Origin of the sequence: Streptomyces cahuitamycinicus (assembly GCF_002891435.1) — a bacterium.
Classification (GTDB): Bacteria; Actinomycetota; Actinomycetes; order Streptomycetales; family Streptomycetaceae; genus Streptomyces; species Streptomyces cahuitamycinicus.
Window position 1 is genome coordinate 1 of sequence record NZ_POUC01000775.1, and the last position, 1,901, is coordinate 1,901.

Genomic DNA, 1,901 nt, shown 5'->3' on the forward strand with positions numbered 1-1,901 from the left:
GTCGAGCAGCAGCCGGACCGCCCGCCCCCGGACGACCCCGGGCACGGTGTCCCGCCCGGACAGCACCCGCAGCACCGACTGCCAACGGCCCCTCAGATGGCCGTGCCCCGCGGCGGGGGAGTCGCCCAGCAGGGCCACTGCCCCGTGCACCGCGTCCACGTGGCCCCGCATCTCCTCGGCGGCGTCGGCGTCGAGCGCGGCGCAAGCCGGGGGAAGACCGACGAAGATCCGTTCGGCCAGTCCCGCGGCGACCTCCGCCAGGGCTCCGGTGTCCGTGCCGCGCACGTCTCCGTAGCGCAGAGAGCGGACCAGGGCCGGGAGCGCCTGGGCGAGATGGCCGACGTCGGTGTCGAGGGCCGCGCGGTCGGCGAGGATCCGCATCACGGTGGGGAGCGCGTCGGGCAGTTCGGCCAGCAGGCAGCGCTCGGCGAGCCCGGTGACGCCGGCGAGGCCCTCCGCGCCCACGGCGTCCGCCTCGGCCTTGGCGGTCGCGGCGGACAGGACGGTCGTCCCCCACACGCCGGCCTCGGCGACCCGTACGGACAGCTCGGGCTCCCAGCGCAGCCGCCATGTCTCCCGGAACGTGCCCGTGCTGCCCCGCGATGCGGCCGGTTCGCCCCACGCGACACCGAGCAGTCGCAGCCGGTGCAGCAGCCTGCTGCGGGCGGCGTCGTTCTCCTTGCGCAGGTCGAGCTCCAGCTCCCTCTCCAGCGCCTCCGGCTTCAGCCGCAGCCGGCGATGCAGCCGGGTGAGGTCCCGCTGCAACGGCACGGCCGGCGCCGAGGGCGGCACCTCCCCCAGCACGTCCCCCACGACCAGCCGGTCCCGCACCAGCGCCAGCGGCACGTCCGAGCCCTCGCACATCACCGCTCGCACGGCGTCGGTCGTCTCGCTCAGGCCGGGCAGCGGACGGCCGCGCATCGCGGCGAGCGTCTCGGCCAGCCGCACCGCCTCGATGACGTGTGCGGAGGAGACGATCCGGTCCTCGGCGCGCAGCAGCCCCGCCACCTTGGTCAGCCATCGCTCCACCGGCCGGTCCGGGGCGCTGAACAGGTGCCCGTACCAGCCCGGCGAGTCGATGCCGGCCCCGTACCCGCTGGTCCGGGCGAGCCGGCGGTGGGTCCACGGCACCCAGGTCATGTCCGTCTTGACCTTGGGCAGCCCCTTCAGCAGCGCCTTGTCGGCGGCGACGGTGGTCTTCTGCCGCAGCGCGGGCACGTGCCAGGCCCCGCAGACCACCGCCACACCGTCGTCGAACTCCCGCTGCGCGGCCCGCACCTGGAGCCGCATGTACGCCTCCCGTACCAGGTCCCGGTCATGGCCCCCGCTGCCGTAGGTCTCCCGCAGCGCGGCCATGGCCTCCTCCAGCGCGGTGAACGGCGCGAGCGCGTCGCCCTCCTCCGCGCCCCGGTGCTCGACGACGTCCTCCCACCACCGCTCCGGGTCGTCGTAACCGGCGGCGTCGGCGAGCACTCCGAGCGGGTCGATCCGGAGCTCGGCGGCACCGGGGCCGGTGTCCCCGTCCGCCGTCGTCCCGTTCGGCGGCGGTCGTTCGTCCTCTGTTCCCGCCTCGTCCTCCTGCAACCCCCAGGCCAGCGTGTGCGTGGCCGGCAGGTCGACGAAGCGGGCCGGGACGTCGTGTTCCAGGGCCCAGCGGAGGGCGACCCACTCCGGGGAGAACCCGGCCAGCGGCCAGAACGCCGAGCGGCCGGGCTCGTCCACGGCGTGGGCGAGCAGGGCGACGGGTGGCCGCATCTCCTCGTCGGCGGCGAGCGGGATCAGGGCGTCGGCCTCGGGCGGCCCCTCGATCAGCACGACCCGCGGCCGGACCTCCTCCAGCGCCGCCCGCACCGCCCGCGCCGACCCCGGTCCGTGATGCCGCACCCCGAGCAGCACCGGCC

General features: G+C 76.1%; 1 protein-coding gene. It reads right to left on the reverse strand.

The genetic code is table 11. The annotated features are described in order from the left end of the window. Window positions 1–1,901 (reverse strand): DUF5682 family protein (locus tag C1J00_RS42695; protein ID WP_245936738.1); only part of this gene is annotated, 1,901 nt, incomplete at both ends.